Raw genomic sequence first — 22620 nt, 5'->3', positions numbered from 1 at the left:
GGGAACAATCATGGCTGAAAAAATTCAATTATCAAAATCAGATCGCCAAAAAGTTTGGTGGCGTTCACAATTCCTTCAAGGTTCATGGAACTACGAACGTATGCAAAACTTGGGTTGGGCTTACTCTTTGATCCCAGCTATCAAGAAACTTTACACAACTAAAGAAGATCAAGCTGCTGCTCTTGAGCGCCACCTTGAATTCTTCAATACTCACCCATACGTAGCTGCTCCAATCATGGGGGTTACATTGGCTCTTGAAGAAGAACGCGCTAACGGTACTGAAATCGATAACGCTGCTATCCAAGGGGTTAAGATCGGTATGATGGGACCTCTTGCTGGTATCGGTGACCCAGTCTTCTGGTTTACAGTTCGTCCGATTCTTGGTGCCCTTGGTGCATCACTTGCTGCAACTGGTAACATTGTTGGACCACTTCTCTTCTTCTTTGGATGGAATGCAATCCGTATGTCTTTCCTTTGGTACACACAAGAGTTTGGTTACAAGGCTGGATCTGAAATCACTAAAGACATGTCAGGTGGCATTTTGAAAGACATCACTAAAGGAGCTTCTATCCTTGGTATGTTCATCCTTGCCGTTCTTGTACAACGTTGGGTATCCATCAACTTCACTATCAACCTTCCAGGCAAACAATTGTCAGAAGGTGCCTACATCAACTTCCCAGAAGGTCCTGTTACAGGAGCTGAGTTGAAGGGCATTCTTGGTCAAGCGCTTAGTGGTATGAGCCTAGATAGAGTTCAACCACAAACGCTTCAAGGTCAGTTGGACTTATTGATTCCAGGATTGATGGGACTTCTCCTTACTTTCCTTTGCATGTGGTTGCTTAAGAAAAAAGTATCTCCAATCACAATCATCCTTGCCCTCTTTGCAGTTGGTATCGCAGCTCGTTTCTTCGGTATCATGTAATCTCGGTGAGAATATATAAACAAAAAAGAATCAGGTTTATCAACTGATTCTTTTTATATCTCATTTATTCTGCCAAGGCACCCATTGGATCCCATGGTGCGAGTACGATTGGTTCTGCTTCATAGGCAGCTTGTTCTTCTGCTGTCAGCAATTCCTTACGGACAACAATTTGGTAAGTGTATTCGTCCATCCAAGCGTCTGAGGCAACAAAGTAACCATCTGTACCGACCTTGTCTCCCCATGAGTTTTCAACCTTCCACTTAGTTGATTTACCATTTTCGTCCAAGTCCACTCCTGTCAAGACCATGGCGTGGGTCATCAAGCTTTCGCTGTAGTCCAAACGTCCAGCCTTGTCTTGAGTCAGTTGAATATCCATACTTGATTCAAAGTCATAAACATCTGTCGCAAGGATTCCGGCTTTGCGATTGCTGAGCTGGCCAACATCTGAACCAAACCAGACAGTTTCTCCTGTTTGCATTTGGGCAATGGCCAATTCTTTCAAGCGTTCCATCGGTACGTTGATGTAGCGAACTGCACGGCTACCAACAACATTTCCCAACATCTCAACTGTGTAAGATTTACCGTATGGTTTATCAGCAGTTGGAGCATTGATCACAGAAACGTAGTCTTCTAATGGAAGGTCGACATACTTCTTGTAAAACTCTTGTGGAGTAATGCCTTTTTCGCTTTGGTAGTTGTTATCCTTATCGCGATAAGCAAAGTCAAATTGACGTGGTGGGAGACCTAGTGACATGGCAAGGAAATTAAAGATTTCTTGCAAGAGGTCTTCTTTCTTGGCTTGAACAGTCGCTTGGTCAGCACCAGAAGCCAAGAGGTCACGCAAGATTTGAGCATCTTGACGAAGCAATTTGTTAAGGATTGCATTGAGCTCACGGCTGCTGCTAGATGAAACAGACTCTGGATAAACAGACTTAGGAACGACACCGTATTTCTCAAAGAGAGAAACTACCATATCCCACTGACCACCATCTTGTTGTGGAGTTTGGAGTAGGAAGCTAACCTTGCGGCTTGTCAATTCTTGGTCAGCTGTCGCAATGACTTGCTCCAAGAACCAGTTAGATTTTTCATACTTGTCCCAGAAGAAGGTGTGGGCTTGTGACAATTCAAAGTTTTCAAGTTTGTATTGAGAGATGAGTTTGTGGCGGAAAGTATTGAGGGCCGCAAACATCCAGCAACGACCAGATGCTTTCTGGTTAGTGACCTTGTCCTTAGTCAAGTCAAGTGAGAAAACAGGTGTGTTGTCTACATGGCTTTGACGACGCTCAAGGGCTGCAAAAATTCCATTGTGGCTAGCTGCATTTTCGATAGCTTGGTATTTTACATTTGCTTCATAGTTGGCAAATAATTTATCTGTAAATGATTCTTGAATCGCGTTCATAAAATCCTCCTTTTTTCTTACTGTCTATTATAACTCTTTTCACAAAGGAAGCAACCAAAAACTGAAAAAGGTAGGGATATTCTCCCTTCCTTTTCCGATTATCCACTTTATTGAACACTTTCAAGCAAAGCTTCTAGCTCTTCCTTGGTTAAACGACGCCATTCTCCACGTTTTAAATCCTCATCCAAGGTCAAAGTTCCCATGGTTAAACGTTGCAAGTCCGCAACTTCCTTACCACAGTAGGCCACCATCCGTTTGACCTGGTGGAATTTCCCTTCTGCAATGGTTACTCGGACCAGGCTTTCTTCCTTTTCCGTATCATTAGACACAAGCTCCAGCTTGGCAGGCTGACAGGTAAAGTCCTTGAGCGGAATTCCTTGCGCAAATGTCTCAATATCTGCATCTGTCATGATTCCATTAATCTGCGCCAAATAGGTCTTATCCACATGACGTTTTGGTGAAAGTAGAGCATGAGCCAGCTTGCCATCATTGGTCAAGACCAAGAGTCCATGCGTATCAATATCCAAGCGCCCTACTGGGAAAACTTCCTTAGCACGTGCATAGTCATCCAACAAGTCCAACACCGTCTTGTGTTTAGGATCTTCAGTCGCTGAGATAACTCCTTGAGGCTTGTTCATCATATAGTAAACAAACTCCTCGTAGTCTAGCTTTTGCCCGTCAAAGCAAATCTCGTCTGTCTCTTCATTAATTTGCGACTTAGCAGATTTTTCTTTCTTGCCATTGACCGTCACGCGCCCTGACTTGAGAAAGTTTTTAACCTCAGTCCGACTCCCGACAGCGCAGGCTACTAAAAATTTATCTAATCTCATAAAACAATTATATCATGAAAGTTCTTGGCCTTAGAATAAAAAAAGCCACCTAATTGGGCGACTTAATTTTTTTATAGGGAGATTATTATGAAAAAGTTTTAGGAGTTTAAGTTAAGGTCTTCTTAACTTATAAGATAAGTATACAGCTCCTATCTTAAAGTTTCCTTAAGTATTTTTAAATGTCAGATTTTTCCATTTTACTTGCCAGTTTTTCTTAGATAAACGCTGTTGATAAAGCTTCATCCGGTCGTCATTTTCCAAAAAATGGGGAGTTGGAGAAACCTGAAAGTTCAAAATATCCTCTAAACCATAAGGAGCAAAGAGCTCTAAAGTTGCGTCAGCTTGCAAGCGAAGTCCTATCGCCGTACAACGTTCGGGATATTTACTCATAGCGTCACAGGAATTCACATACGGTTCCGTATGGGGACTATGCTGGTGCATATAGACCTGATTTTTTAATTCCCATTGGTACTGGGGAAAGTCCTCTCTCAGCTTGTTTTCTATTGCCAGCGTTTCTTCATAACTCACATCTGGGTCAAAGAAAATCACATCCACATCCGTTTCACGGTCAAAAGCTGGCTTATCTGACAAGAGATTCCAGATAAAATTTCGAACCGAACCAGCTGCTAACCAGGAATCTTTCAACTCCAAGTCACGGATGATGGTCAGAATAGCCATCATGTCAGGATTTTCTCTAAAAGAGTCTAAGATTTCAGCCTTATTTTTCAATATATTCATACCCCAAATGCTCATAAGCCTTAGCTGTCGCGACCCGTCCTGAACGAGTTCGCATGATAAAGCCTTTCTGGATCAGGTAAGGTTCATACATATCCTCTACCGTCTCACGCTCTTCGGCGATATTAACCGAAAGAGTTCCTAGACCGACAGGGCCGCCGCCATACATCTCAATCATGGTGCGAAGGATTTTCTGGTCCACATAGTCCAAACCTTCATGGTCTACATCCAGCATAGTCAAAGCCTTATCCGTAATGACATCATCAATCAAGCCATCGCCCATAATCTGGGCAAAGTCACGCACGCGCTTGAGGAGACGATTGGCGATACGAGGAGTTCCACGACTGCGGAGAGCCAACTCCGAAGCTGCTTCATGAGTGATTTCCATCTCAAAAATATCTGCCGTCCGCTCGACAATCTCTGTCAAGTCATCATGGGTATAGTATTCCATATGGCCTGTAATTCCAAAACGAGCTCGGAGAGGATTGGACAGCATCCCTGCTCGAGTTGTCGCACCAATCAAGGTAAATGGTGGCAATTCCAGATGAACGCTGCGACTGGTTTCACCAGCACCGATCATAATATCGATGTAAAAATCTTCCATGGCACTATATAAAACTTCCTCAACAGCCATGGGCAAGCGATGAATCTCGTCAATAAAAAGAACATCTCCTGGTTCCAAGTCATTCAAAATTGCTACCAAATCACCGGCTTTTTCGATGACAGGACCTGACGTCTGCTTGAGATTGACTCCCAATTCATTGGCAATGACAAAGGCCATGGTCGTTTTCCCGAGACCTGGAGGACCAAACAAAAGAACATGATCCAGCGCCTCATCACGCATTTTTGCTGCCTCGATAAAGATTTGAAGCTGATCCTTGACCTTGTCTTGTCCGATATATTCACGTAAATATTGGGGACGGAGGGTACGCTCAACCAACTCCTCATCACCCATGATTTCATTATCTAAAATTCTACTCATGCTCCTATTATAGCAAAAATCCAGCCTACAAACAAAAAAGCCACCTGATTTGGTGGCTTCTTTAGGGAGATTATTATGAAAAAGAAAAGTTTAGGATTTCTATTAAATAAAGTTAGGAGGTCTTTACTTAATGATTACATGATACATGAGTAAACTTAAAGTTAACTTAAGATAAAAAAATTATTTTAATTTTTTTCGATCCACCCAAATCATTCCTGTACAATCATAAGTAGATAAGGTTTCAAACCCCAGAGAACGGTAAAACCCCAATGTTTTTTCAGTCTGTTCAGTCGCTAGTTGTACTTGGTAGGCACCCTTATAGTCAGCTAAGACTTCTTTCATCAAGTTACTACCAATTCCTTGACGCTGATAAGTAGGCAAGACAATCAAATCCTGGATAAAAACGGATGAAAATCCGTCTCCAACCAAACGCACTAAACCAACGATTTTCTCACCATCATGGGCAAGATAAGTCGCTAGCGAATGAGACAAGGCCTGGGCCAACATTTGGGGCTGATTTGTATAGTTTGTCCAACCAACTGCCTGATAGAGATGCAAAACGTCATCAATTGAAACAGATGTTTCTTTTGTAATCTTAATCATAGCAAACCTTTCTAACATTCTCTAAGAGATTTCAACTGTTGTCCATTTTCATCAAAATTATCTGGACGCAACCACGATTCAAAACGAGCTTTGACCTTTGGCCAATTCTTATCAATCATAGACATCCAGTCCGTGTCTCTGGTACGCCCTTTATAAATAACAGCTTGACGGAAGGTTCCTTCATAGACAAAGCCCAAACGTTCTGCTGCTTTTCTGGAAGGTAGATTTAGTGCATCACATTTCCACTCATAACGGCGGTAGTTGAGCTCTTCAAAGACATAACGAGCTAGCAAATAGTGGGCTTCTGTCCCCATCCTGGTCTGTTTGAGAGCCGGAGAAAAGGTTACCGCGCCAACTTCAATCACGCGATTGGCTCGGTCAATGCGCATGAGAGAAAATGTTCCCAGCACCTTTCCAGTCGCTTTATCGATAATCCCATAATAGAAACGATCCTTGCACTCAATCATCTGCTTTAAAGCGACGATTAATTCTTCAAGATTTTCTACTGGTGATTGAAAGAGATAGGTCCACATCTCCCGAGGTGTATCTGGACCATAAACAGCTAATAAATCCTCTGCATGCTTTTCCACCGATAGAGCTTCTATAGTCGTATATCGCCCTTCTATCCATACAAGTGAAGGCAAAACTCCAGGTGTGTCGTCTACAGGTTCACCAATCATCTGACCATATTCATTTACAGGCATAGTTTTCTCCTTATCTCACTCTTATAAGTTTAAAGATGTGAATAGTATATCATATATCCGTACTAAGCTTCCAAAAAAGCCTCCAAAGTAAAACTTTGAAGACTTATCATTTTTTATTTCACAACGATATTAACAAGCTTGTTAGGTACACTAATCACTTTTACGATTTCCTTGCCATCAATCTCTGCTTTGACTTTTTCATCAGCTAGAGCAACTTCTTGCAATTCTTCGCGTGACAGGTCCTTCGCAACCATGAGTTTAGCACGGACTTTTCCTTTGATTTGAACGACGATTTCAATTTCATCTTCAATCAATTTACTTTCGTCCCATGTTGGCCAAGCCACGTAAGAGATAGACTCACCTGTTGCTGCGACTGTTTGCCAGAGTTCTTCTGCCAAGTGAGGCGCAAATGGAGCGATCAATTGGATAAAGCCTTTGGCGTAGTCTACATAAAGTTTGTCTTCCTTGTTAGCTGCATTGACAAAGACCATGAGCTGAGCAATGGCAGTGTTGAATTTCATCGACTCGATTTGCTCAGTGACAGACTTAACAGTTTCGTTGTAAACCTTGTCTAGAGCGCCATTGTTTTCCGCAACGATTTCTTTACTTGTGATCAAACGGTAAACACGGTCAAGGAATTTACGGCTTCCTTCCAGACCTTCTTCAGACCAAGCGATAGAAGCATCAAGTGGTCCCATGAACATTTCATAGACACGAAGGGTATCCGCACCGTATTGTTCCACCACATCGTCTGGGTTAACCACGTTCTTGAGGGATTTAGACATCTTGGCTGGTGCTTGCTCCAACTCTTCGCCTGTTTCCACATGGAAGAAGGAACCATCACGTTTTTCAACCTTGTCAGTTGCCACAAGAGCACCACGGTGGTCACGGTAGCTTGTTCCTAAGATCATTCCTTGGTTAAAGAGTTTTTGGAATGGCTCCTTAGTCGGTACAACACCAAGGTCATAGAGGAATTTGTGCCAGAAACGAGCGTAAAGCAAGTGAAGCACAGCATGTTCTGCACCACCCACGTAGATATCGACTGGCAACCATTGTTTGAGAAGGTCCTCATCAGCCAATTTCTCTGTGTTGTGTGGATCGATATAGCGGAGGTAATACCAGCTTGAACCAGCCCATTGTGGCATGGTATTGGTCTCACGACGACCTTTGACGCCATCTTCACGAGTCACTTCAAGCCAGTCTGTCAAGTTAGCCAATGGGCTTTCACCAGTACCTGAAGGGCGGATATTCTTGGTTACTGGCAAGACAAATGGCAATTCACTTTCTGGAACGGCTGTTGAAGTTCCATCTTCCCAATGAATGATTGGGATTGGCTCACCCCAGTAACGTTGACGGCTAAAGAGCCAGTCGCGGAGACGGTAGGTAACCTTTTCTTGACCAAAGCCTTTTTCTTCTAGCCAAGCCACGATTTTAGCAATCGCTTCTTCTTTGTTGAGACCGTTCAAGAAGTCAGAGTTGACGTGAAGGCCATCTTCTGTGTAAGCAGCTTCTGCTACATTTCCACCTTTCAACACTTCTACGATTGGAAGACCAAACTGTTTAGCAAATTCCCAGTCACGCTCATCGTGGGCAGGTACGGCCATAACAGCACCTGTTCCGTAGCTAGCAAGGACATAGTCGGCAATCCAGATTGGAATTTCCTTGCCATTTACAGGGTTAATGGCATAAGCACCAGTCCAAACCCCTGTTTTTTCTTTGGCAAGGTCTGTACGAGCCAAGTCTGACTTGAGGCTAGCTTGATGTTTGTAGTCAGCTACAGCCTCTGCTTGTTCTGGACTTGTGATGGAATCTACTAGTTCATGCTCAGGAGCTAAAACTGTGAAAGTCGCACCGAAAAGGGTATCAGGACGTGTCGTAAAGACAGTGAATTCCTTGTCTGTTCCTTTTACTTTGAAGGTTACATTGGCACCAGTTGATTTCCCGATCCAGTTGCGTTGCATATCCTTGATAGACTCTGGCCAGTCAAGGTCATCCAAATCATTCAGCAAGCGCTCCGCATAGGCAGTGATTTTAAGCATCCATTGGCGCATTGGTTTACGGACAACTGGATAGCCCCCACGCTCAGATGTTCCGTCAGGAAGAACTTCTTCGTTGGCGATAGCTGTTCCCAATTCTTCAACCCAGTTTACTGGCACTTCAGCTTCATAGGCCAAGCCTTTTTCGTAAAGCTTAGTAAAGATCCATTGCGTCCACTTATAGTAGTTTGGATCTGTCGTATTGACTTCACGGTCCCAGTCGTAAGAGAAACCAAGGGCATTGATTTGGCGTTTGAAGTTGGCAATGTTTTCCGCTGTGAATTCCGCTGGGTCATTCCCTGTATCCATAGCATATTGCTCTGCAGGCAAACCAAAAGCATCCCATCCCATTGGGTGAAGGACATTGTAACCTTGCGCACGTTTGTAACGGCTAAGGATATCAGTCGCTGTGTAGCCTTCTGGGTGTCCTACGTGCAGACCTGCTCCAGATGGGTAAGGGAACATGTCAAGCGCATAAAACTTAGGTTTTGAGGCGTCTGTTCCTGTCTTAAAAGTGTGATTGTCAGCCCAGTGTTTTTGCCACTTAGGCTCTATTTCTTTGTGATTGTAAAAACTCATGGTATCTCTCCAATTTTCGTGATGTTTTTATTATACCATTTTTGAGAGAAATTGGGCTCTTCTTTTCTTTAATTTGATGATGGAACTTCTAAAATCATTACTTTCATCAATTCTCTTATTCAATTTATGACGACAAATATCTATTTAAATTTTTCAAAAAGAACTTAGTCTGTTATATAGGTGCATAATGGGGCTTTTTATGGTAAAATATAGGAAAGTGCTTTCTCAAAGGAGGAAAATATGAATAAACAAACCATCGCTGTTTTAGGTCCTGGTTCTTGGGGTACTGCCTTGTCACAAGTCCTCAATGACAACGGACATCAAGTGCGTATCTGGGGAAATATTCCTGATCAAATTGATGAAATCAATACACAACATACTAACAAACGCTATTTTAAGGAAGCTGTATTAGACGAAAAAATTGTTGCCTATCATGATTTGGGAGAGACCTTAAAGGATGTTGATGCTATCTTGTTTGTGGTACCAACCAAGGTAACCCGATTAGTGGCTCAACAAGTCGCTGCAGTTCTTGATCATAAAGTGGTTGTCATGCATGCCTCCAAAGGACTTGAACCAGATAGCCACAAGCGTCTCTCAACTGTTTTAGAGGAAGAAATTCCTGCTGAATTAAGAAGTGATATTGTCGTCGTATCTGGACCTAGCCATGCCGAGGAAACCATTGTCCGTGACATCACCTTGATTACAGCAGCTTCAAAAGATCTGCAAACAGCACAATATGTTCAATCACTCTTTAGCAACAACTACTTCCGTCTATACACAAATACGGATGTTATTGGAGTTGAAACAGCTGGAGCTCTCAAAAATATCATCGCTGTTGGGGCTGGAGCCCTTCACGGTCTTGGTTTTGGAGATAATGCAAAAGCTGCGATTATCACGCGCGGTCTTGCAGAAATTACACGTCTAGGTGTTCAACTTGGAGCAAATCCACTTACCTATAGCGGTCTCTCAGGAGTTGGGGATTTAATTGTTACAGGAACGTCTGTCCATTCACGCAACTGGCGAGCAGGAGATGCTCTCGGTCGGGGCGAAGCTTTAGCTGATATCGAAGCTAATATGGGAATGGTTATCGAAGGTATTTCAACAACCAAGGCAGCTTTTGAATTGGCAAAAGAACTTGATGTCTATATGCCAATCACTCAAGCTATCTATAAAGTTATTTATGAAAATGTCGATATCAAAGAAGCCGTAGCTGAACTCATGAGTAATGAATTTAAAGCGGAAAACGAGTGGTCTTAAGCCATTGTTAGAAAGGAAATATATGACACAGAAAGTCAGAAAAGCAGTCATTCCTGCAGCAGGACTTGGAACTCGCTTCCTTCCTGCAACCAAAGCTTTGGCAAAAGAAATGTTGCCAATCGTAGATAAGCCAACAATCCAATTCATTGTTGAAGAAGCTCTTAAGTCTGGTATCGAAGATATTCTCGTTGTCACTGGTAAATCGAAACGCTCTATTGAAGACCATTTCGACTCAAACTTTGAATTAGAATATAACCTCAAAGAAAAAGGGAAAGACGATCTCTTGAAATTAGTCGATGAAACGACTGGTATGCGCCTGCATTTCATTCGACAAACACATCCACGCGGCCTTGGAGATGCCGTCTTACAGGCTAAAGCATTTGTTGGGAATGAACCTTTTGTTGTTATGCTTGGAGACGATCTCATGGATATCAACGACGATAAAGCTATTCCATTGACTAAACAGCTCATGAATGACTATGAGAAAACTCATGCTTCTACTATTGCTGTTATGCCAGTCCCACACGAAGAAGTTTCATCCTACGGTGTTATTGCTCCACAAGGAGAAGGCATCGATGGTCTATACAGTGTAGAAACCTTTGTTGAAAAACCAGCACCCGAAGATGCTCCAAGTGATCTAGCAATTATCGGTCGTTACCTCCTAACTCCTGAAATTTTTAATATCCTTGAAAATCAAAAACCAGGGGCAGGAAATGAAATTCAATTAACAGATGCAATCGATACACTCAATAAAACTCAAAGAGTATTTGCACGTGAATTTACTGGGGCACGTTATGATGTCGGTGATAAATTTGGATTTATGAAGACTTCAATTGAATACGCACTGAAACATCCACAAGTTAAAGACCACTTGAAAGACTACTTGATTGATCTTGGAAAAGAACTGTCAGGAGAAGAGTAAGTTATGTGAAAAGTCAGATTCTAATAGAATCTGACTTTTTTGAAATCTTAGATACAAACTGCTATATAGTCCTATTATAAGCCTAATTTATTGCAATAAAAGCTTTTATGGTATAATAAAAAGAGTGAGGAAAGAAATGAAGAATAAATTAATTGAATTCAAAGAAAAAGGACTGGCCTTACTCCAGTCTCTAAAATCAAAAATTACTGATAAAATTCAAGCGAAGGATTCTAACCAAACCTCAAATGAAAACTCCAATACTAGTTCCAATATCTGGGCTATTTTGGCTAAAATTTTATTTGGGATAAAAGCTACCTTCAATATCTTATTCATTATAGCTTTTATTGGTGGCCTTTTAGGTACAGGTATTGTTTTTGGTTATGCCGTTTCGCTTTTTGATAAAGTTAGCGTCCCTCAGACTGAAGATTTGATCAAACAAGTTAATAATATTTCATCCATATCTGAAATTCACTATGCAGATGGTTCCTTGATTGCTTCTATCGAAAGTGACCTCCTAAGAACATCAGTTACATCAGAAGGTATTTCTGACAACCTTAAAAATGCAGTCATTGCTACAGAGGATGAACATTTCACTGAACATAATGGAGTTGTTCCAAAGGCTATCATTCGTGCTAGTCTAGGTAACTTTATCGGGCTTGGCTCATCGAGTGGTGGATCTACTCTAACCCAACAGCTTATCAAACAGCAAGTTGTTGGAGACGCTCCTACTTTAGCCCGTAAAGCTAATGAAATCGTTAATGCTTTAGCACTCGAACGTGCTATGAGCAAGGATGAAATCTTAACAACTTATCTTAACGTAGCACCTTTTGGTCGTAATAACAAGGGACAAAATATCGCAGGGGCTCAGCAAGCAGCAATGGGTATCTTTGGAGTTGATGCTAGTCAACTTAGCGTTCCTCAAGCTGCCTTCATAGCAGGATTGCCTCAAAGCCCTATCGTGTACTCTCCATATGAATCTACTGGTGAGCAAAAAAGCGAAGAAGATATGGCTATAGGTATTAAACGTTCTAAAGATGTTCTCTACAATATGTATAGAACTGGTCTTCTAAGCAAGGAAGACTATGAATCCTATAGAGACTATGATATCAAACAGGATTTCTTGCCTGCAGAAAATGTGGATATCGCTTCAAAAGGATTCCTCTACTTTGCTACGCTTAATGAGGCTACTAACCTCATGTATGATTATCTAGTTCAAAAAGATAATGTGTCTACGCAAGAATTAAAAAATGAATCCATTCAACAATCCTACCGTGAATTAGCAGAAAAAGAAATTCAGAATGGTGGCTATCTGATCACTACAACCATTGATAAGAATATCCATACAGCTATGCAAAAAGCAGTTGCAGATTATGGTTACGTACTAAATGATAGTACAGGACAACCAGAAGTTGGAAATGTCTTAATGGATAACCAAACTGGTGCTATTCTGGGATTTGTAGGCGGTCGAGATTATCAAAGCAACCAAAATAACCATGCCTTTGATACTAAGCGTTCTCCTGCTTCGACTACGAAACCGATTTTGGCTTACAGCATTGCCATTGACCAAGGATTAATGGGTAGTGCTAGCGTTTTGTCCAACTATCCAACCAAATTTGTTAATGGAAATCCAATCATGTATGTCAATAGTCCTGGTACAGGTATGATGAGTCTGAGAGAAGCTCTCAATTACTCTTGGAATATCCCAGCCTACTGGACTTACCGTATGCTTCGAGAAAAAGGGGTTGATGTTCGTTCCTATATGGAAAAGATGGGCTATGATATCCCAGAGTATGATATCGAAAGTCTTCCTATGGGGGGAGGAATTGATGTTACTGTAGCTCAACATACAAATGGTTACCAAACAATTGCTAATAATGGAGTTTACCATAAGAAGCATATGATTTCAAAAATCGAAAAGGCCAATGGCGATGTCATTTATGAGCATAAAGATGAGCCTGTTCAGGTATACTCTAAAGCAACTGCAACTATCATGCAAAGCTTGTTGCGAGATGTTATTTCATCACGTGCCACAACAACATTTGCAAACAACCTTGCAGCTATTAACCCAAGTTTAGCAAGTGCTGACTGGATTGGGAAAACTGGTACAACTAATGAAAATGGTGACATGTGGTTGATGCTTTCCACTCCAAGACTAACTCTCGGAGGCTGGATGGGACACGATGATAATCGACCATTAGAAAATTTAGCGGGATATTACCGTAACGCTAAATATATGGCCTACCTAGTAAATGCTATCCAGCAAGCTTCCCCATCAGCTTGGGGAACCGAGAGGTTTAGCCTTGATCCTAGTGTAACCTCTTCCCAAGTCCTTAGATCAACTGGTCAAAAACCTGGACGAGTTAACCTCAACGGAAAAGATTATGAAGTCGGTGGGGAAACTGTTACAAGTTACTGGGCCAATAAAGCTGGAGCCCCAACTACGACCTTCCGCTTTGCAATTGGTGGTACTGATGCTGACTATCGACATGCTTGGAACGTTATTATTGGAAATCTAATTGAACAAAACAATAAAGATAAAAATAATAACAACAATAACAGCAATAATAACGATAATAACAGCAACAACAATAATAACGGTAACAATAACAGCAACAACAATAATAACGGTAACAATAACAGCAACAACAATAATAACGGTAACAATAACAGCAATAATAACGATAATAGAAGTAACAACAATAATAACGGTAACAATAATGGTAATAGCAATAGCAATAATAATGGAAGCAATAACAGCAATAACCAACAACGCTAAGTTTCTTACCGATAGGAGAGCGAGAAATGATAATTCTCGCTCTCTTTTTTCTTTTTCTCATTCATGGTACAATAGCTTCATGAATAAATATCAAAAGAATATCTTTAAGGGAACCATCTATTCTCTCTTATCTGGCTTAATTTGGGGAATATGTGGTATTTTAGGGGAATACTTTTTTACACACTACCAGGTTTCTTCAGGCTGGATTACTTCTATGAGGCTTCTGATAGCCGGTAGCTCTGTACTCGTTTTGGCTTTTTCCAAACTTAGATTTCACTTATTCGATATCTGGCGGGATAAAAAGAATTATCTTTCTTTTCTTGCTTATGCTATATTGGGAATTTTCTCCGTTCAGTTTTTCTTTTATCTCTGCGTCGAATACTCAAATGCAACGACTGCTACCATCCTCCAATTCATTAGTCCTATTTTTATCTTAGCTTATGATCGGATTATCTATAAAAAGAAAGCTTCTAGAAATGCAATCCTCTATGTCTTAATCGCTATGTTCGGAGTCTTCTTGATGACTACAAAAGGTGACTTTTCGACCTTATCTATCACACCCTTAGCTTTAATTACAGGACTACTCAGCGCCCTTGGAGTCATGTTTAATGTGATTTTACCACAAAAGTTTGCCAAAGAATATGGCTTTGTTCCAACTGTCGGTTGGGGAATGATTGTTGCAGGTACTTTTAGTAATTTTCTCTATCCTGTCTATCAAATAAGCTTTCAGCTTGATTGGATCAGTATTGCCATCTGTTTAACAATTGCTTTTTTAGGGACTGCCTTTGCCTTTTTCCTCTCTATGAAAGCTGTATCCCTGGTTTCTCCATTAGTCGTATCTGTCGTTAGTGCCAGTGAGCCCCTGTCATCTGCAATTCTCAGCGTCCTATTTCTAGGCCTTGTATTAGATAGCTTTTTACTGATTTCCATGATTTTAATTATAATCCCTATGATTTTTCTCTCTGTTGAAAAAGCAAAAGAAGGAAATGAATCTTCCTCCTTTTAATGGTTGAGGCTTCTATTTTGAAGCCTTTTTTGGTAGAATAGTAAGCATTACAAAGAGTGAGGAGAACCCCCATGACTGCTACAAAAATGAATGCACAAGAAATTATCCAATTTATCGCAAATGCTGAGAAAAAGACAAGTGTCAAGATAACCTTTGAGGGGCAACTTGCCGGAGCTATCCCTGCCTCTGTTATCAAGCTTGGGAATGTTCTCTTTGGAGACTGGAAAGATATCGATCCACTTCTTGAAGGACTAACAGAAAATAAAGACTATGTTGTTGAGCAAGACGCTCGCAACTCTGCTGTACCTCTTCTTGATAAACGCGATATTAATGCTCGCATCGAGCCAGGTGCTATCATTCGTGACCAGGTTGAAATTGGTGACAACGCTGTTATTATGATGGGAGCTGTTATTAATATTGGTGCTGAAATTGGTGCCGGTACTATGATTGACATGGGTGCTATCCTTGGGGGACGTGCTATTGTTGGTAAAAATAGCCACGTTGGTGCAGGCGCAGTCCTTGCAGGTGTCATTGAACCAGCAAGTGCAGAGCCTGTCCGTGTTGGAGATAATGTCATGATTGGAGCCAATGCAGTTGTTATCGAAGGTGTTCAAATCGGTAGCGGATCTGTCGTTGCTGCAGGGTCTATCGTGACTCAAGACGTCCCTGAAAATGTTGTTGTAGCTGGGGTCCCGGCCCGTATTATCAAAGAAATTGACAGCCAAACCCAACAAAAAACAGCGCTTGAAGATGCACTTCGTACCTTGTAATTATTGACAGAGGCGGAATTTCTGCCTCTTTATTGTCTAGTAGAAAGGAACTAAATATGTTAGATTTAATTCAGATTCGACGAGATCTTCACCAAATCCCTGAGATTGGATTAGAAGAATTCAAGACTCAAGCTTATTTACTAAGCGTCATTGATAAATTAACAGCTGGTAAGGATTTTGTTCAAATTCGTACTTGGCGAACAGGTATTTTAGTTTATTTGCAGGGAAGTCAGCCAGAACGTACCATTGGTTGGCGGACAGACATTGACGGACTCCCAATCCTTGAACAAACAGGCCTTCCTTTTGCCTCTCTGCACCCAGACCGTATGCATGCTTGTGGACACGATTTTCACATGACCATTGCCCTTGGAAGTCTCGAACGTGCTCTAAAAAACCAACCTAAAAACAATCTCCTCTTTCTCTTCCAACCTGCTGAGGAAAACGAAGCAGGTGGCATGCTCATGTATGAGGATGGAGCTTTTGGAGACTGGTTGCCTGACCAATTCTACGCTCTTCACGTTCGTCCAGACTTAAAAGTTGGACAGATTGCGACCAATACAAGCACTTTATTTGCGGGAACATGCGAGGTCAAGATTCATTATAAGGGGAAAGGTGGACACGCAGCCTTTCCTCATGAAACAAAGGATGCCTTGGTTGCTGCGAGCTATTTTATAACTCAAGTCCAATCAGTCGTCAGCCGTAATGTTAATCCTATCGAGGGAGCGGTTGTAACTTTTGGTGTCTTTCAAGCCGGTACTGCCAATAATGTTATCACTGATAAGGCCTTTTTGCATGGAACTATCCGAGCTTTAACACATAAGATGAGCCTTCTGGTACAAAAACGAGTCAAAGCCATTGCAGAAAGTGTAGCAGCTGCTTTTGATATGGAAGTTGAAGTTGAACTCAAGCAGGGAGGTTACCTACCTGTCGAAAACAACCCTAAATTAGCCCAGGAATTGATGACTTTCTTTAATGAAAAAGAGGGCATTGAACTGATCGACATCGAACCTGCTATGACAGGAGAAGACTTTGGTTATCTTCTCTCTAGGGTTCCTGGTGTCATGTTCTGGCTTGGCATTGACAGCCCTTATGCTCTTCACCATCCACAGATGAGTCCTAAGGAAGAAGCTCTGGCTGTCGGTGTTGAGGCTGTATCAAGCTTTTTAGCCAAGAAAGCTGCGGAGTAAACAATGAAAAAAGCCTTACGCAAGCAGGTCTTGCAAGAACTCAAATCTCTATCCAAAGAAGAAAAGGAAGTCATGGGCGCTTGGTTGACTGAGCAACTACTTCTACATCCCTTCTACAAGGAAGCAAAAACCATCGCCACTTACCTGTCTTTTCCTCATGAATTTCAGACAGCTAGACTCATTGAAGAAGCTCAAAAAGATGGAAAGACTATCCTCATTCCCAAAACCTATCCACATGGGAAAATGGACTTTGTTCTATATGAACCAGAGAAACTCGAAAGAAATTCTTTTGGACTTCTTGAACCACAGGGGAAAACTATTGTCTTTGAGCCGTCTCAGATTGACTTGATCCATGTTCCTGGTTTAGCTTTCAATCCTTCTGGTTATCGAATTGGCTACGGTGGTGGCTATTACGATCGCTACTTGGAGCATTTCCCAGGCAACACTATCAGTACACTTTATCCTTGTCAGATTCAGGACTTCCATCCTGATCCACACGATATTCCTGTTGAGGAGGTACTCATCTATGAAAGAAATTTTTGATCGTCGCTATCCCGTCACAAGCTTCTTTCTTCTTGTGACAACCCTGGTTTTCATACTCATGTTTCTAACCAGTGGTTTCAACTATACCAGCGCAGCTACCTTGTACCAGTTCGGAGCTGTGTATCCCCCTGCTATCAAGGCCATGCCTGAAGAAAGCTGGCGCTTATTCTCAGCCACCTTTGTCCACATTGGCTTGGAGCACTTCTTCGTCAATATGCTATCCCTCTACTTTTTGGGACGTCAGATGGAGCAAATCTTTGGTTCCAAACAGTTTTTCTTTATCTACCTTCTGTCAGGTATGATGGGAAATCTCTTTGTTCTCGTTTTTAGCCCTGATGCTATTACTGCAGGTGCTTCAACTGCCCTCTACGGCATGTTCGCTTCTATTGTCGTTCTTCGTTATGCTACACACAACCCCTATCTTCAACAGCTTGGTCAATCCTATCTCTCCCTCTTAATCATCAACCTAATAGGTAGCGTTTTAATGCCTGGCATCAGCCTTGCTGGACATGTCGGGGGTGCTGTCGGGGGTGCCTTACTAGCTATCGTCTTCCCAGTTCGAGGCGAACGAAAGATTTACAACCCAGGGCAACGTGGTCTAGCAACCCTAGCTTTTATTGCTCTGTCTGCTTTGTTGCTTTTTATCGGATTACTTTAAGACAAATAAAAACCATTGGAAACTCTCTCAGAGAGCTTTATTTCCAATGGTTTTTTCTTAATCTAATTGGTTATTTTACTTTTAAAATCCATTATTGTCACTGAGTTCTTTGAACCAGTGGCCTGATTTTTTCAGACGGCGTTCTTGCGTTTCAAGGTCAAGCTCTACCAAACCATAGCGGTTCTTATAGCTGTTAAGCCATGACCAGCAATCGATAAAGGTCCAGATCAAGTATCCTTTACAATTAGCACCGTCTTCAATGGCACGATGAAGTTCACGAAGATGACCTTTGACAAAGTCGATACGATAATCGTCCTGAATCATACCATTCTCACGGAATTTATCTTCACCTTCAACACCCATCCCATTCTCCGTCAGCATCCACTCGATATTGCCATAATTTTCCTTGATATTTTGAGCGATATGGTAAATTCCTTGCTCGTAGATTTCCCAGCCGCGGTGCGGATTGACCTTACGACCAGGCATGACATAAGGCTCATAGAAATGTTCTGGCAAGAGCGGACTATCAGGATGCTTAGCAAAACGTGGCGCCATGACACGCAAAGGCTGGTAGTAGTTGACTCCAAGGAAATCTACTGTGTGTTCACGAATGAGCTCCAGCTCCTCAGCTGTAGAATCTGGCAGCAAATCATGCTCAGCTAAAATTTCTACTAACTCTTCTGGATAAGTTCCCAAGACAGACGGATCTAGGAAAGATTGGGCTTGGAAAAGGTCAGCAATGCGTGCAGCCTTGACATCCGCAGGATGTTGACTACGTGGATAGGCTGGAGTCAAATTTAGGACAATCCCAATCTTAGAACCAGGCAAGACCTCATGGCATGCCTTAACCGCAAGAGTGCTGGCTAATTGCGTGTGGTAGGCAACCTTAATCGCTGCTTTGGCATCCACCTTGTGAGGATAATGGGCATCATAGAAATAGCCGAACTCTACCGGAACGATAGGCTCATTAAAGGTAATCCATTGGTCAACCATGTCTCCGTAAGTTTCAAAACAGAAACGAGCGTAGTCTTCATAAGCCTTGATGGTCGCCTTATTTTCCCAACCATCCCCATCTTCTTGAAGGGCAAAAGGCAGGTCAAAGTGATAAAGATTGACTAAAAGGCGGATTCCCTTGGCCTTAATAGCTTCAAAGACCTGACGGTAGAAAGCCACACCTTGTGGGTTGACTTCTCCACGCCCCTGTGGAAAAATACGAGACCACTGGATAGAGGTACGAAAGGCTGTGTGGCCAGTTTCTAACAAAAGGTCGATATCCTTTTCCCAGTTTTCATAGAAGGTTGATGTTTTGTCAGGTCCAATCCCATTGTAGTAGCGATTTGGCTCTACTTGGAACCAATAATCCCAGAGATTATCTCCCTTGCCGTCACCAGGAACTCGTCCTTCTGTCTGTGGTCCAGAAGTTGAGGAACCCCAGACAAAATCCATTGGAAATTTTAGCATAGCTCTACCTCTTTATTTACTCTTTTTATGTTTATTTTATCTCATTATAAAGAAAAAACAAGGCAAAAACTAGTTACATTTTTGTCTTGTTTTTCTTCTGATTATAGATTTTATTTATTTGTTAGGATTTCAAGGGTTTCAAGCAAGCTATCTGCGTGAACTTCGATTGTATCTCCTGTCGCCTTGATCTTCACTTCTACGATACCATCCGCTGCTTTTTTACCAACAGTGATACGGATTGGAAGACCAATCAAGTCGCTATCGCTGAATTTAACACCAACACGTTCGTTACGGTCATCCGTCAAAACTTCGTAACCTTTGTTGACCAAGGCTTCTTCGATACGATCTGTCAATGCAAGAGAGTCTTCATCCTTGACATTAACTGGAATCAAGTGCACATCAAATGGTGCCAATTCTTTAGGGAAGTTGATGCCCCAAGCGTAACGGTATTCACCTTTTGGAGTTTTGTTAACAAAGAGGCGAGCGTGTTGCTCCATAACTGCTGAAAGGAGACGGCTGACACCGATACCATAGCATCCCATGATAATTGGGATCGCACGACCATTTTCATCCAATACATCTGCTCCCATACTTGCTGAATAACGAGTTCCTAGTTTGAAGATGTGACCAATTTCGATACCACGCGCAAAGTTTAAGATACCTTTTCCATCCGGCGAAATTTCACCTTCACGTACTTCACGGATATCGACATACTCAGCAGTGAAATCACGACCTGGATTGACACCAGTTAAGTGGTAACCATCTTCGTTTGCACCAGCAACAGCATTGCGAAGATCTTGAACCTTACGGTCTGCAATGATTTTAATATTTTCAGGTAGACCGACTGGTCCTAGAGAACCAAATCCTGCTGGGATAACAGCTACGACTTCTTCTTCAGTGGCTACGTCAAAGAAATCTGCTCCCAAGTGGTTTTTCATTTTTACTTCATTGAGTTGATCATTTCCAACTAGAAGGGCTGCTACAAGCTCACCGTCTGCCATGTAGAATAGGGTTTTGATGGTTTGTTCTTCTGGAACGTTTAGAAAGGCTGCTACTTCATCAATAGATTTAATACCTGGTGTTTCTACGCGAGCCACTTGATTTTCCGTCACAACACGGTTACTTGGTTTGTACTCGTTGGTTGCCATTTCCAAATTAGCTGCATAGCTTGACTCACTTGAGTAGGCAATGGTATCTTCACCAGAAACCATCCATTTCAGCAATTCTGCCTTGATTTCTTCTTGCACTTCTGCAGGAATTTCATCAAACGAGGCTACAGATTTATCTAAAACTACCCAACGATTCAGGTCTATACGCGCAGGTGTGATGGCCATAAACTCTTGGCTATCCTTACCACCCATGGCTCCACCGTCACCGATGATAGCTTTAAAGTCCAAGCCACTACGAGTGAAGATACGTTCATAAGCCGACTTGTACTCATCGTAGGTTACATCCAAACTGTCGTAGTTAGCGTGGAAGCTATAGCCGTCTTTCATAATGAATTCACGCGTACGAAGAAGTCCATTACGTGGACGTTTTTCGTCACGGTACTTAGGTTGGATTTGGTACAAGTTCAGTGGTAATTGCTTGTAAGACTTAACAGAATCACGCACAATAGCTGTGAAGGTTTCTTCGTGAGTTGGACCCAAGATAAAGTCAGATTTTTCACGATTCTTCAATTTGTACAAATCTTCACCGTAGGTTTCATAACGGCCAGACTCACGCCAAAGGTCTGCACTGAGAAGGGCCGGAGCCAACATTTCTACAGCACCAATCTTGTCAAACTCTTGACGCATGATATTCTTGGCTTTTTCGATAACACGGTTAGCAAGTGGCAGGTAAGAATAGACTCCTGCTGATACTTGACGAACATATCCAGCACGCAACATAAGAGCATGGCTGATAACTTGAGCATCGCTTGGCATTTCGCGAAGCGTTGGAATAAGCATTTTACTTTGTTTCATATTTCTCCCCTAATTCTTAAAAGAAGGTGCGCATGATGTCGTTCCATGTTACGGCGAGCATCAAGACAACCATAATCACAACTCCAACGAGAGTAACATAGGTTTCAATTTCTTGTTTCAATGGTTTGCGGCGAATGGCTTCGATGATGTTGAGCACGATTTTACCACCGTCAAGTGCAGGAATAGGAATTAAGTTGAAAATTCCGATGTTGATGGAAATCATGGCCAAGAAGAACAAGACGTTCTCAAGACCGTTTTTAGCAGCATCACTACTTGCCTTAAAGATAGCAACTGGACCACCTAACTTATTCAAGTCAGGCTGGAAAATCAAACTTTTCAAGGCATTGAGAATTCGTAAAGCCGAGTCAGCTGCAGAGGTAAATCCACCCATGAACATAGACCAGATATCAGACTTGAGACTAGGCTGAACACCTAGAATATAGCGTCCTTGGTTTTCCTCAGGTGTCACGGTTATTTGTTTTTCAGTCCCATTTTCAGAAATGGTCACATCCAAGACAGGTGCAGTCTTGTCCTTTGTCTCCGCCTCAACCGCCTGAATCAAGTCAGACCAGTTTGAAATCTCATAATTTCCTACCTTGGTAATCTGAGCTGTATGTTCAACACCAACCTTGGCCAAGGCGCTATCTGGAATAATACTGAAGTTATTCGTTTGCGTATCACGAACCCCACCTTGCATGAAAATCAAAATCCAGAAGACAATGACTCCCAAAATGAAGTTGTTCATCGGCCCAGCAAAGTTGGTAATCAATTTGCCCCAGACAGTCGCATTTTGATATTGAACGTCTAGAGGAGCAATACGAACTTCCGTTCCATCAGCTTCCACAATAGTTGCATCATGGTCTACTGAAAAAGTTTTTTCTTCTTCTAAAACCAAACCTGTGATAAAAAGCTTGTCTTCAAAATCAAATTGAGTTACCTGCATAGGTAGAGCTGTCTGATCAATTTTCTTACCAGAGAGATTAATCCGCTTGACCTTACCATCTTGGTTAAGAGTCAAACTGACAGGAGTCCCTGTCTTAATCTCTGTAGCATCCTCGCTCCAACCTGCCATACGGACATAACCACCTAGTGGCAAGAGACGAATCGTATAGGCAGTACCATCTTTTCCGATATGGGCAAAAATCTTTGGCCCCATACCAATGGCAAACTCACGAACTAAAATCCCAGATTTTTTGGCAAAGTAAAAATGCCCGAACTCGTGGACCACCACGGTGATTCCAAAAACCAGGATAAACGTTAATAATCCAATCATTTAGTTTCTGATT

At 42.0% G+C, this 22620-nt stretch carries 19 protein-coding genes; 9 read left to right on the top strand and 10 right to left on the bottom strand.

Features of this window, described 5'->3' with window-relative positions:
* The first annotated feature begins 10 nt into the window (after positions 1–10).
* Positions 11–922 carry a PTS system mannose/fructose/sorbose family transporter subunit IID gene (locus QM847_RS05825; protein WP_414354494.1) on the top strand — a complete coding sequence of 304 codons (912 nt, stop codon included), beginning with the start codon at positions 11–13 and terminating at the stop codon, positions 920–922.
* Between the two features lie 64 nt (positions 923–986).
* On the opposite strand, the gene pepC is transcribed toward QM847_RS05825, so the two are convergent.
* From pepC to leuS, 7 genes are all read right to left on the bottom strand, one after another.
* Positions 987–2321 carry an aminopeptidase C gene (pepC, locus tag QM847_RS05820; RefSeq protein ID WP_036758066.1) on the bottom strand — a complete coding sequence of 445 codons (1335 nt, stop codon included), beginning with the start codon at positions 2319–2321 and terminating at the stop codon, positions 987–989.
* Positions 2322–2428: 107 nt separating this feature from the next.
* Positions 2429–3151, bottom strand: coding sequence for a pseudouridine synthase (locus tag QM847_RS05815; RefSeq protein ID WP_414354492.1), 723 nt, complete (start codon positions 3149–3151; stop codon positions 2429–2431).
* Between the two features lie 165 nt (positions 3152–3316).
* Positions 3317–3889: a nucleotidyltransferase family protein gene (locus tag QM847_RS05810; RefSeq protein WP_414354490.1), complete on the bottom strand. Its 573-nt coding sequence runs from the start codon at positions 3887–3889 to the stop codon at positions 3317–3319.
* Entirely contained in the window at positions 3870–4868 is a 999-nt protein-coding gene (gene ruvB, locus QM847_RS05805; protein WP_414354488.1) for a Holliday junction branch migration DNA helicase RuvB, read from the bottom strand. The genes QM847_RS05810 and ruvB overlap by 20 nt, the downstream gene beginning before the upstream one ends.
* A 180-nt stretch (positions 4869–5048) precedes the next feature.
* Positions 5049–5471 (bottom strand): GNAT family N-acetyltransferase, encoded by a 423-nt coding sequence (locus QM847_RS05800; protein ID WP_414354486.1) that lies wholly within the window; start codon positions 5469–5471, stop codon positions 5049–5051.
* Between the two features lie 11 nt (positions 5472–5482).
* Positions 5483–6175, bottom strand: coding sequence for a GNAT family N-acetyltransferase (locus QM847_RS05795; RefSeq protein ID WP_414354484.1), 693 nt, complete (start codon positions 6173–6175; stop codon positions 5483–5485).
* 113 nt (positions 6176–6288) lie between these two features.
* On the bottom strand, positions 6289–8790 hold the full coding sequence (gene leuS / locus QM847_RS05790; RefSeq protein ID WP_414354482.1) for a leucine--tRNA ligase: 2502 nt from the start codon (positions 8788–8790) through the stop codon (positions 6289–6291).
* 240 nt (positions 8791–9030) lie between these two features.
* On the opposite strand from leuS, the gene QM847_RS05785 reads away from it, so the two are divergent.
* The 8 genes from QM847_RS05785 to QM847_RS05750 all read left to right on the top strand — a co-directional run bounded on the left by QM847_RS05785 (position 9031) and on the right by QM847_RS05750 (position 17909).
* On the top strand, positions 9031–10047 hold the full coding sequence (locus tag QM847_RS05785; protein ID WP_269797586.1) for an NAD(P)H-dependent glycerol-3-phosphate dehydrogenase: 1017 nt from the start codon (positions 9031–9033) through the stop codon (positions 10045–10047).
* Between the two features lie 22 nt (positions 10048–10069).
* Positions 10070–10969 (top strand): UTP--glucose-1-phosphate uridylyltransferase GalU, encoded by a 900-nt coding sequence (gene galU, locus QM847_RS05780; protein ID WP_414354480.1) that lies wholly within the window; start codon positions 10070–10072, stop codon positions 10967–10969.
* A 136-nt stretch (positions 10970–11105) separates the two neighbouring features.
* Complete coding sequence (pbp1b, locus tag QM847_RS05775; RefSeq protein WP_414354478.1) at positions 11106–13745, top strand: penicillin-binding protein PBP1B; 2640 nt, start codon at positions 11106–11108, stop codon at positions 13743–13745.
* Positions 13746–13824: 79 nt separating this feature from the next.
* Positions 13825–14751, top strand: a complete 927-nt coding sequence (locus QM847_RS05770) for a DMT family transporter (RefSeq protein WP_414354709.1) — start codon at positions 13825–13827, stop codon at positions 14749–14751.
* 71 nt (positions 14752–14822) lie between these two features.
* Positions 14823–15521, top strand: coding sequence for a 2,3,4,5-tetrahydropyridine-2,6-dicarboxylate N-acetyltransferase (dapD, locus tag QM847_RS05765; protein ID WP_414354476.1), 699 nt, complete (start codon positions 14823–14825; stop codon positions 15519–15521).
* Between the two features lie 56 nt (positions 15522–15577).
* Positions 15578–16708, top strand: coding sequence for an N-acetyldiaminopimelate deacetylase (locus QM847_RS05760; protein ID WP_414354474.1), 1131 nt, complete (start codon positions 15578–15580; stop codon positions 16706–16708).
* A gap of 3 nt (positions 16709–16711) precedes the next feature.
* A complete protein-coding gene (locus QM847_RS05755; RefSeq protein ID WP_414354472.1) occupies positions 16712–17251 on the top strand; it encodes a 5-formyltetrahydrofolate cyclo-ligase in 540 nt (179 codons plus the stop codon).
* Positions 17235–17909, top strand: a complete 675-nt coding sequence (locus QM847_RS05750) for a rhomboid family intramembrane serine protease (RefSeq protein WP_414354470.1) — start codon at positions 17235–17237, stop codon at positions 17907–17909. The genes QM847_RS05755 and QM847_RS05750 overlap by 17 nt, the downstream gene beginning before the upstream one ends.
* Positions 17910–17990: 81 nt before the next feature.
* On the opposite strand, the gene QM847_RS05745 is transcribed toward QM847_RS05750, so the two are convergent.
* The 3 genes from QM847_RS05745 to rseP all read right to left on the bottom strand — a co-directional run bounded on the left by QM847_RS05745 (position 17991) and on the right by rseP (position 22607).
* A complete protein-coding gene (locus QM847_RS05745; RefSeq protein WP_414354468.1) occupies positions 17991–19370 on the bottom strand; it encodes a glycoside hydrolase family 1 protein in 1380 nt (459 codons plus the stop codon).
* A 110-nt stretch (positions 19371–19480) separates the two neighbouring features.
* Complete coding sequence (locus tag QM847_RS05740; RefSeq protein WP_414354466.1) at positions 19481–21334, bottom strand: proline--tRNA ligase; 1854 nt, start codon at positions 21332–21334, stop codon at positions 19481–19483.
* Between the two features lie 16 nt (positions 21335–21350).
* Entirely contained in the window at positions 21351–22607 is a 1257-nt protein-coding gene (rseP, locus tag QM847_RS05735; RefSeq protein ID WP_414354465.1) for an RIP metalloprotease RseP, read from the bottom strand.
* Between the last annotated feature and the right edge of the window lie 13 nt (positions 22608–22620).

Origin of the sequence: Streptococcus timonensis (assembly GCF_047463455.1) — a bacterium.
Classification (GTDB): domain Bacteria; phylum Bacillota; class Bacilli; order Lactobacillales; family Streptococcaceae; genus Streptococcus; species Streptococcus timonensis_B.
The sequence above is the reverse complement of the archived record's forward strand: the minus strand, read 5'-3'. Positions and strand labels throughout refer to the sequence as shown.

What these genes read in the sequence shown, in the direction of transcription:
- QM847_RS05825 (WP_414354494.1), top strand. Translation starts at nt 11, where the DNA reads ATGGCTGAAAAAATTCAATTATCAAAATCAGATCGCCAAAAAGTTTGG.
- pepC (WP_036758066.1), bottom strand. Translation starts at nt 2,321, where the DNA reads ATGAACGCGATTCAAGAATCATTTACAGATAAATTATTTGCCAACTAT.
- QM847_RS05815 (WP_414354492.1), bottom strand. Translation starts at nt 3,151, where the DNA reads ATGAGATTAGATAAATTTTTAGTAGCCTGCGCTGTCGGGAGTCGGACT.
- QM847_RS05810 (WP_414354490.1), bottom strand. Translation starts at nt 3,889, where the DNA reads ATGAATATATTGAAAAATAAGGCTGAAATCTTAGACTCTTTTAGAGAA.
- ruvB (WP_414354488.1), bottom strand. Translation starts at nt 4,868, where the DNA reads ATGAGTAGAATTTTAGATAATGAAATCATGGGTGATGAGGAGTTGGTT.
- QM847_RS05800 (WP_414354486.1), bottom strand. Translation starts at nt 5,471, where the DNA reads ATGATTAAGATTACAAAAGAAACATCTGTTTCAATTGATGACGTTTTG.
- QM847_RS05795 (WP_414354484.1), bottom strand. Translation starts at nt 6,175, where the DNA reads ATGCCTGTAAATGAATATGGTCAGATGATTGGTGAACCTGTAGACGAC.
- leuS (WP_414354482.1), bottom strand. Translation starts at nt 8,790, where the DNA reads ATGAGTTTTTACAATCACAAAGAAATAGAGCCTAAGTGGCAAAAACAC.
- QM847_RS05785 (WP_269797586.1), top strand. Translation starts at nt 9,031, where the DNA reads ATGAATAAACAAACCATCGCTGTTTTAGGTCCTGGTTCTTGGGGTACT.
- galU (WP_414354480.1), top strand. Translation starts at nt 10,070, where the DNA reads ATGACACAGAAAGTCAGAAAAGCAGTCATTCCTGCAGCAGGACTTGGA.
- pbp1b (WP_414354478.1), top strand. Translation starts at nt 11,106, where the DNA reads ATGAAGAATAAATTAATTGAATTCAAAGAAAAAGGACTGGCCTTACTC.
- QM847_RS05770 (WP_414354709.1), top strand. Translation starts at nt 13,825, where the DNA reads ATGAATAAATATCAAAAGAATATCTTTAAGGGAACCATCTATTCTCTC.
- dapD (WP_414354476.1), top strand. Translation starts at nt 14,823, where the DNA reads ATGACTGCTACAAAAATGAATGCACAAGAAATTATCCAATTTATCGCA.
- QM847_RS05760 (WP_414354474.1), top strand. Translation starts at nt 15,578, where the DNA reads ATGTTAGATTTAATTCAGATTCGACGAGATCTTCACCAAATCCCTGAG.
- QM847_RS05755 (WP_414354472.1), top strand. Translation starts at nt 16,712, where the DNA reads ATGAAAAAAGCCTTACGCAAGCAGGTCTTGCAAGAACTCAAATCTCTA.
- QM847_RS05750 (WP_414354470.1), top strand. Translation starts at nt 17,235, where the DNA reads ATGAAAGAAATTTTTGATCGTCGCTATCCCGTCACAAGCTTCTTTCTT.
- QM847_RS05745 (WP_414354468.1), bottom strand. Translation starts at nt 19,370, where the DNA reads ATGCTAAAATTTCCAATGGATTTTGTCTGGGGTTCCTCAACTTCTGGA.
- QM847_RS05740 (WP_414354466.1), bottom strand. Translation starts at nt 21,334, where the DNA reads ATGAAACAAAGTAAAATGCTTATTCCAACGCTTCGCGAAATGCCAAGC.
- rseP (WP_414354465.1), bottom strand. Translation starts at nt 22,607, where the DNA reads ATGATTGGATTATTAACGTTTATCCTGGTTTTTGGAATCACCGTGGTG.